Below are 7,918 nucleotides of genomic sequence, written 5' to 3'. Positions count from 1 at the left end.
CATCACATCGGCCCGTTGTCGTGATGCTTGGCGTGATCGGCTGGGCGGTCCTTGGAGGCGAGCAGCTCCAGGGAGTCGATGAGGACCCGACGGGTGTCTTCGGGCGCGATGATCCCGTCGAGGTCGCCGGTGCTCACCGGCAGGTCGGGGCCGATGGACTCCCGGCGGTAGACCTCGGTGAGGCGCTCCCTCTCGGCGGCCACGTCCTTGGCGGACTTCCCCGCCCGGGCCATGGCCTTAAACTCCCGGCGGTGGAGGATGGAGACGGCTCCCTCCGCGCCCATGACGGCGATCTCCGCCCTCGGCCATGCGAACGCCATGTCCGCGCCGATGGACTTCGAGCCCATGACGATGTAGGCGCCGCCGTAGGCCTTGCGCAGGATGACGGTCACCATCGGCACCGTCGCGTTCGCATAGGCGACGATGAGCTTCGCGCCGCGCCGGATGATGCCGGCCTGCTCCTGCTCGGTGCCCGGACGGTACCCGGGGACGTCGACGAGGGTGACGATCGGCAGCCCGAAGGCGTCGCAGAAGCGGACGAAGCGGGCGGCCTTCTCCGAGGCGTCGACGTCGAGCGTGCCGGCGTCCACCATCGGCTGGTTCGCGACGATGCCCACCGAGCGACCGTCGATGCAGGCCAGTCCGATGACGATGCGCGGGGCGAAAAGCGACTGGATCTGGACGAACTCGCCGTGGTCGACGAGGCGCTCGATGACGTCGACGACGTCGTAGGGCAGGCGCGGGGAGGCGGGGACCAGGTCGCCGACCTGGCGCGCGGAGACGAGGTCGGATTCCTCCGTCTCGTAGTCGTAGCGGGGGGCGGGGGACAGGCACGAGGAGGGCAGGTACGCCAGCAGCGAGCGGACGTAGTCGACGGCCTCCTGCTCGGAGTCGGCCATGTAGTGGGCGACGCCGGAGTGGAAGTTGTGGACGGCCGCGCCGCCGAGTTCCTCGAAGGTCACGGTCTCCCCGGTGGTCGCCTTGACCACGTCGGGCCCCGTGACGAACATGTGCGAGTTCTCCCGCGTCATGATGATGAAGTCGGTGAGGGCGGGGGAGTACACGGCCCCTCCCGCGCACGGCCCGAGGATCAGGGAGATCTGGGGGATCAGCCCCGAGGCGCGGCATGAGGCCCGGAAGATGCGGCCGTACTGGGACAGCGCGACGACCCCCTCTTGGATGCGGGCGCCGCCGGAGTCCTGCATGCCGACCACGGGGATGCGCAGCCGGATGGCGTCCTCGATGAGGCCGGCGATCTTGTCGCCCTCGACGCGTCCCAGCGTGCCGCCGTGCACGGAGAAGTCCTGGGCGTAGGCGGCGACGAGGCGTCCCTGGACCTTTCCGTACCCGGTGACGACGGCGGCGCCGGGAACGCCCTGGTGGATGTCTCCGCCGCGGAACTGTCCGGTCTCGGTCCACTGCCCGTCGTCGAAGAAGGCGTCCATGCGCTCGCGCGCCGTCTTCTTGCCCTTCTCATGCTGGCGCTGGGCAGCGCGCGCCTCCGCGTCCGCCGCCGTCCGCTCGTACAGGGCGAGGTCCTCCTCGCGGGTGGGACTCGGGTCCGCGCCGGGCGACCGGCCTGCGTGGCCCCTCAACAGCCTCGAGAGAGACCTCATGACTCCTCCTTCCCTCCCGGCCCATCGGCCGCGATGCGGGCCAGCGGGTCCCCGGGCGCGACGCTCGCGCCCGGGTCGGCGATGATCTCGGTGACGGTTCCGGGGCAGGGGGCCTGGATGTGCTTCTCCATCTTCATGGCCTCCAGCACGACGACCAGGTCGCCCGCCTCGACGTGGGTGCCCGCCGGCACGGCGTGGACGACGATCGCCTGCATGGGGGCGACGAGTGTGCCGTCGGCGCGCAGGGCGGCGTCCGGGCCGGCCGCGGCCCCGGCCGCGCGGGGGGCCTGGCGGGCGGCGCGCAGCGGCTGGGCGGGCCGGGCGTGCCCTCCGGCGCCGACCGCGGCGAGGAGGCCCTGGGGAAGGGTGAGGGTCCGTCGGCGCCCGTCCAGCTCGATCGTGTAGGCGCGGCGCTGGGCCGCGGGATCGGCGTGGGAGGCGCCGGAGGGGAGGGCGGCGGCCTCGGTGTCCCCGGAGTAGTCGTGGGCCGGCAGGAAGCGGGTCTCGAGCCAGCGGGTCGACACCGAGAACCCGGCGTCCTCGCCTGTGAAGGCGGGATCGTCGAGGATGTCGCGGTAGACGGAGACGGGAGTGGGCACCCCCGTGATCGAGAACTCGTCGAGCGCGCGTCGGGACCGGGCGAGCGCCTGCTCGCGGGTCGCGCCGGTGACGACGATCTTCGCGAGCATCGAGTCGAAGGCGGTCTGGACCTCGTCGCCCTCGGCGAGTCCCAGCTCGAGGCGGACGCCCGGGCCGGAGGGCCAGCTCACGCCGGTGGCGCGTCCCGCGGAGGGGACCAGCCCGTGGGCCGGGTCCTCGCTGGTGATGCGGAACTCGAAGGAGTGCCCGCGCGGGGGCGGAGGCACGGTCAGGGGCAGTCCACGGGCGATGCGGATCTGCTCCTCGACCAGGTCCACGCCCGCGACCTCCTCCGACACCGGGTGCTCGACCTGCAGGCGGGGGTTCACCTCGAGGAACCAGACACGGCCGTCGGGCTCGAGGAGGAACTCGCAGGTGCCCACGCCGACGTAGCCGACGCGCTCGAAGAGGCGGCGCGACCACTCGTCGAGCCGTCCGTCGACGCCGGGGGGCAGAAAGGGCGCGGGGGCCTCCTCGATGAGCTTCTGGTTGCGCCGCTGGATCGAGCAGTCTCGGGTGGACACCACGCGGAAGCTGCCCAGCGCGTCGCGCGCGCACTGGGTCTCGACGTGGCGCGCGACCTCGATGAAGCGCTCGATGAAACAGGCGCCCAGCATGTCGTCGTCCGCGTGGCGGGCGAAGAAGAGATCGACGTCGGCGGGGCCGGCGAGCACGGAGATGCCCCGCCCGCCGCCGCCGTCGGCCCGCTTGAGGACCACGGGGAAGCCGTGGGCGGCGATGAAGCCCTCGACGTCGGTGCGCGAGGAGAGCGGATCGGACAACCCCGGCACGGGAGGCACGTCCGCGGCCTCAGCGATCCGCCGGGCGCTGATCTTGTCTCCGAGGGCCCGGATGACCTTCGCGTCGGGGCCGAGCCACACGAGCCCCGCGTCCGCGACGGCGCGGGCGAAGTCCGGGTCCTCCGAGAGGAATCCGTATCCGGGGTGGACCGCGTCGGCGCCGGAGCGCCGGGCGAGGTCGAGGATCCGAGAGGCGCTGGCGTAGGTCTGCCCCGTCGTGGTCCCCCCCAGGGCCCAGGCCTCGGTGGCGGCGCGCACGAACGGGGCGTCGATGTCCTGGTCGGCGTAGACGGCGACCGTGTCGATCCCGAGATCGGTGGCGGTGCGGATGACGCGCAGCGCGATCTCGGCGCGATTGGCGATGAGGATCTTGTGGAGGGTTCGCAACGAAGTGGCCTCGGTTCATGGGGGTCGGGGCTGGGGAGCGGGGCGGGCGGTCGTCAGGGCGGGGACACCATCTCGACGTCGCCGGCGGTGACGGTCCTGGTCGAGCCGTCGGGCAGGCCGACGGCCAGCGAGCCGTCGGGCAGGATGTCGCGCGCGACCGCCCCGTCGGAGGGGAGGTCCCCGCGGCCGTCGGGGGCGCGCACCGTGACGGGGCGTCCCAGGGTCACGCAGTGGCCGCGCAGCTCGTCGAGCACGCCGGCGCGGCGGGCGTCCCCGTTGCAGGCGATGAGGGCACGGACCCGGCGTTCCAGGCCCGCCAGGTGAGCCTCCAGGATCTCCTGGGCCGCCTCGCGCGGGTCGGGGCCCGCCGTCTCGTCGCCCTCCAGGGACAGGGCGGTGGCCTGGGGCGTCGGGCGTTCGGCGGGCTCCATCGCGATGTTGAGGCCGACGCCGATGACGGCCCACAGCCCGTCGCCGTCGACATCGCCGGCCGCCTCGCCGAGCAGGCCCGCGATCTTGCGGGAGCCGTCGACGACGACGTCGTTCGGCCACTTGACGCCGACGCTGCGCCCGGTGCCCGCCAGGCGCGTGTCGACGGACTCGCGCACGGACAGGGCGGCGGCCAGGAGGGCCCAGGCCATGGCGCCGCGCATCGCGGGGGTGCCCGGCAGGCGCACGAGGGTCGAGGCGGTGAGCGAGCGGCCGGGCAGCGCCGTCCAGGTCCGTCCCAGCCGTCCGCGTCCGGCGACCTGGGCGTCGGCGATGACGGTGGTGAAGGGCGGGGTGGCGACGTCGGGGTCGCGGAGCAGGGCCGCCGCCAGGTCGTTGGTCGAGGTCGTGCGGTCGACGCGGAGGACTGGGGCGCGCGCTGGCCGCGACGTCCCGTTTTCTACAAAGTTTGTATAACTGAACATATGTGCCGCTCCCCCTTCCCGTCCTGTGTGATGCGTGTGGGGCCCGGGCGCATGCCGGGTGTGGCCGATGGTCGACCGGGAGGGTCAGGAACCTCTCGCGCCGTGCCGACTCTTCGTATTCTGAAACAACGTCAGGAGTATACCGGCGTGCGGCGTCTCGGGGCCCGGGTCCCGTCCCGGAGGGTGGTCGGGGCGAAGCGCCGGGAGGGCCGCCCATCGCGCGGACCTCTCCGAGGGGCGGGGGTTTCCCGGCGGTCAGTGTGATCTTCGTCATGGATCGGGATCGCTGGCGTGTCGCGGGCGCGAGGACGTGGCTGGCGCCGTTCGTCCGCGCGAGGGCGTCCCTGCCCCCCGGCCCGCCCTCCACTACCATGGACGCGACATCGGGGGTGGGCACGCCGCCCCCAACATGGGCGCGATCCGGAATTGGATTGGGGAGACGTGGCGGAGTACATCTACCAAATGATCAGGGCCCGCAAGGCCCACGGGGACAAGGTCATCCTGGACGACGTCAGCATGTCGTTCCTGCCGGGCGCGAAGATCGGCATGGTCGGCCCCAATGGGGCGGGGAAGTCCTCGATCCTCAGGATCATGGCGGGGCTGGACCAGCCCAGCAACGGGGAGGCACGGCTGAGCCCGGGATACACGGTGGGCATCCTCGAGCAGGAGCCCCGCCTCGACGACTCGCTCACCGTCATCGAGAACGTGAGGCTGGGAGCCCAGGCGACCTTCGGCAAACTCGCCCGATTCAACCGGATCTCGGAGGAGATGGCGAACCCCGACGCGGACTTCGACGCCCTCATGGAGGAGATGGGCCGCCTCCAGACGGAGATCGACGCCCTGGGCGCCTGGGACATCGACTCCCAGCTGGACCAGGCGATGGACGCGCTGCGCTGCCCGCCGGCCGACCAGCCGGTCGCCGAGCTCTCCGGAGGGGAACGCCGGCGCGTCGCCCTGTGCCGCCTGCTCATCGAGGCCCCCGACCTGCTCCTCCTCGACGAGCCGACGAACCATCTCGACGCCGAGTCCGTCGAGTGGCTGGAGAAGCACCTGAGCGCCTATCCCGGTGCGGTCATCGCCGTCACCCACGACCGCTACTTCCTCGACCACGTCGCGGGGTGGATCGCCGAGGTCGACCGCGGGCACCTCTACCCCTATGAGGGGAACTACACGACCTACCTGGAGACCAAGCAGAAACGCCTGCAGGTCCAGGGCAAGAAGGACGCGAAGCTCCAGAAGCGCCTCAAGGAGGAGCTCGAGTGGGTCCGCTCGAACGCGAAGGGGCGCCAGGCGAAGTCGAAGGCCCGCCTGGAGCGCTACGAGGAGATGGCCGCCGAGGCGGAGCGCACCCGCAAGCTCGACTTCGACGAGATCCAGATCCCGCCAGGGCCGCGCCTGGGATCCGTCGTCATCGAGGCGCGCCACCTGCGCAAGGGATTCGGGGACCGCCGCCTCATCGACGACCTGTCGTTCACCCTGCCGCGCAACGGCATCGTCGGCGTCATCGGCCCCAACGGGGTCGGCAAGACGACGCTGTTCAAGGCGATCGTGGGCCTGGAGCCGCTCGACGCTGGGGAACTGGTCATCGGCGAGACGGTGAAGATCTCCTACGTCGACCAGAACCGCGCCGGCATCGACCCGGACAAGACGCTGTGGGAGGTCGTCTCCGACGGGCTCGACTTCATCGAGGTCGGATCCGTGGAGATGCCCTCGCGCGCCTACGTCTCGGCCTTCGGGTTCAAGGGTCCCGACCAGCAGAAACCCGCGGGGGTCCTCTCCGGGGGCGAGCGCAACCGGCTCAACCTCGCGCTTACGCTCAAACAAGGCGGGAACCTGCTGCTCCTGGACGAGCCGACGAACGACCTCGACGTCGAGACCCTGGGCTCCCTGGAGAACGCCCTCCTGGAGTTCCCCGGGTGCGCCGTGGTCACCTCCCACGACCGCTGGTTCCTCGACCGGGTCGCGACCCACATCCTGGCCTGGGAGGGCACGGAGGACGACCCGTCCCGCTGGTACTGGTTCGAGGGCAACTTCGAGGCCTACGAGAAGAACAAGGTCGAGCGGCTGGGAGTGGACGCTGCGCGTCCGCACCGGGTGACCCACCGCAAGCTGACACGCGGCTGAGCGCAGGCCGAGCCGAGGGGCGGCGGCCCGGCGGACGCCCGGGCCGCTACTGCGCCGCGGCCGGACCGGCCTCCTCGCCGAATCCCCACCGCCCGGATCCCCCGTGCCCTTCCAGGGGGATGCGCAGCATGGCCTGCTGGGTGGCCTCGGCGACGAGGCGCCCCTGCGGGGCGAACACGCGGGTGTGGGTGAGGACGCGGCCGTTGCCCACCTGGGAGCAGACGCCGTCGAAGAGCAGCCACTGGTTGATGTCGATGTCGCGGTGGAACCACATCGCATGGTCCAGGGAGGCCGCCGACATGCCCGGCGTCATCCAGGACACGCCGGTGGCGCGCATCGCGGGCTCCATCATCACCTGGTCGATGGCGTAGGCCAGCAGAGCGCGATGGACGACCTGGGCGGCGGCCGGGGGGATCTCCGCGCGGGGGCGCATCCACAGCTGCTGGCGGGCCGAGGGCGCCTTGTCGGCGCGCGTGTAGAGCTCATGCTGGATGTGGCGTACGTCGAAGGCTGCGGTCTTCCCCAGGAACCGGCCGACCGGGTGGTCCATCGAGCGGAACAGCTCCAGCGCGGAGGGGAGGTCCCGGGGATCCGGGACCTCGGGCGCGGCGGGCTCGAAGCTCAGGCCGTGCTCGGTTCCCTGGAAGGAGCACAGCATCGAGAGGATCTCCCGGTCGTCCTGACGGCACGTCACCCGCCGGTCGGAGAAGGACCGGCCGTCCCGAAGGCGCTCGGCGCGCAGCTGGAAGGGCGCGCCCGGATCGCCGCCGCGCAGGAAGTAGGCGTGGAGCGAGTGGGGGAGCCGGGAGGGGTCCTCGAGAGTCGCCTGCGCGGCGAGCAGCGCCTGGGCGATCACCTGCCCGCCGTAGACCCGGCGCACCTGGGGCAGGGAGAGGGCCTCGAACAGGTCGTCGCCGCTCTCGCGGAGCCGGAGGATGCGCAGGACGGAGGCGACGGGCTCATCGGAGATCACGGGGACGTCGACGGGGAGGGTCATGGACCCATTGTGTCCGTCGGCCGCCGGGTGGCGCGACCCGGGTCCGCTCTTTGCCGACCACCGGCAGGGTCCCTACCATGTGGTGTGGTCCGCACTCGGCTGCGGACGGGCGGAGGGAGGCCAGGGTGGAGGACGCGGCGGTGCTGGTCGACGCCCTGGGCGGTGTCGGCAACGTCACCGAGGTCGAGCCCTGCTCCCCGCGCATCCGCATCGAGGTGCGCGACCCGTTCCTCGTCGACGAACCCGGCCTGCGCCGGCCTGGCGTGCTCGCCGTGGTGCGCTCGGGCGATGTCGTCCAGCTCGTCGTCGGGCGCGGGGCGGACGAGGCCGCCGCGGCCCTCGCGCGGTCGCTGTCCGCGGCGCGGGGCGCCGGCGGGTCCGCGCCGATGGACGCCGCCACCTCCTAGGATGGGTCGGGTCAAGGTCGGCGCGGCGAGGGGA

At 72.2% G+C, this 7,918-nt stretch carries 6 protein-coding genes; 2 read left to right on the top strand and 4 right to left on the bottom strand.

Annotation, left to right across the window (positions count from 1 at the left end; translation table 11 throughout):
• Positions 1 to 2: 2 nt before the first annotated feature.
• The 3 genes from ACFQWG_RS05495 to ACFQWG_RS05485 are packed head-to-tail and all read right to left on the bottom strand — an operon-like array spanning position 3 to position 4,356.
• On the bottom strand, positions 3 to 1,616 hold the full coding sequence (locus ACFQWG_RS05495) for an acyl-CoA carboxylase subunit beta (RefSeq protein WP_380972931.1): 1,614 nt from the start codon (positions 1,614 to 1,616) through the stop codon (positions 3 to 5).
• Positions 1,613 to 3,442 (bottom strand): acetyl/propionyl/methylcrotonyl-CoA carboxylase subunit alpha, encoded by a 1,830-nt coding sequence (locus ACFQWG_RS05490; RefSeq protein WP_380972929.1) that lies wholly within the window; start codon positions 3,440 to 3,442, stop codon positions 1,613 to 1,615. The genes ACFQWG_RS05495 and ACFQWG_RS05490 overlap by 4 nt, the downstream gene beginning before the upstream one ends.
• A 53-nt stretch (positions 3,443 to 3,495) precedes the next feature.
• Positions 3,496 to 4,356 (bottom strand): biotin--[acetyl-CoA-carboxylase] ligase, encoded by an 861-nt coding sequence (locus ACFQWG_RS05485; protein WP_380972927.1) that lies wholly within the window; start codon positions 4,354 to 4,356, stop codon positions 3,496 to 3,498.
• Positions 4,357 to 4,797: 441 nt separating this feature from the next.
• On the opposite strand from ACFQWG_RS05485, the gene ettA reads away from it, so the two are divergent.
• Entirely contained in the window at positions 4,798 to 6,480 is a 1,683-nt protein-coding gene (gene ettA, locus ACFQWG_RS05480) for an energy-dependent translational throttle protein EttA (protein WP_380972925.1), read from the top strand.
• A 46-nt stretch (positions 6,481 to 6,526) separates the two neighbouring features.
• On the opposite strand, the gene ACFQWG_RS05475 is transcribed toward ettA, so the two are convergent.
• The gene (locus ACFQWG_RS05475) at positions 6,527 to 7,477 is read right to left on the bottom strand and encodes an acyl-CoA thioesterase (protein WP_380972922.1); all 951 of its coding nucleotides are present in this window, start codon (positions 7,475 to 7,477) and stop codon (positions 6,527 to 6,529) included.
• Between the two features lie 125 nt (positions 7,478 to 7,602).
• On the opposite strand from ACFQWG_RS05475, the gene ACFQWG_RS05470 reads away from it, so the two are divergent.
• Positions 7,603 to 7,884 (top strand): PTS transporter subunit EIIB, encoded by a 282-nt coding sequence (locus tag ACFQWG_RS05470; protein WP_291497347.1) that lies wholly within the window; start codon positions 7,603 to 7,605, stop codon positions 7,882 to 7,884.
• Positions 7,885 to 7,918: the final 34 nt, after the last annotated feature.

The organism is Schaalia naturae, from assembly GCF_042665795.1.
GTDB lineage: Bacteria > Actinomycetota > Actinomycetes > Actinomycetales > Actinomycetaceae > Pauljensenia > Pauljensenia naturae.
Note: the sequence above shows the minus strand (reverse complement) of the source record. Positions and strands in the feature narration are given on the sequence as shown.

What these genes read in the sequence shown, in the direction of transcription:
- ACFQWG_RS05475 (WP_380972922.1), bottom strand. Translation starts at nt 7,477, where the DNA reads ATGACCCTCCCCGTCGACGTCCCCGTGATCTCCGATGAGCCCGTCGCC.
- ACFQWG_RS05485 (WP_380972927.1), bottom strand. Translation starts at nt 4,356, where the DNA reads ATGTTCAGTTATACAAACTTTGTAGAAAACGGGACGTCGCGGCCAGCG.
- ACFQWG_RS05495 (WP_380972931.1), bottom strand. Translation starts at nt 1,616, where the DNA reads ATGAGGTCTCTCTCGAGGCTGTTGAGGGGCCACGCAGGCCGGTCGCCC.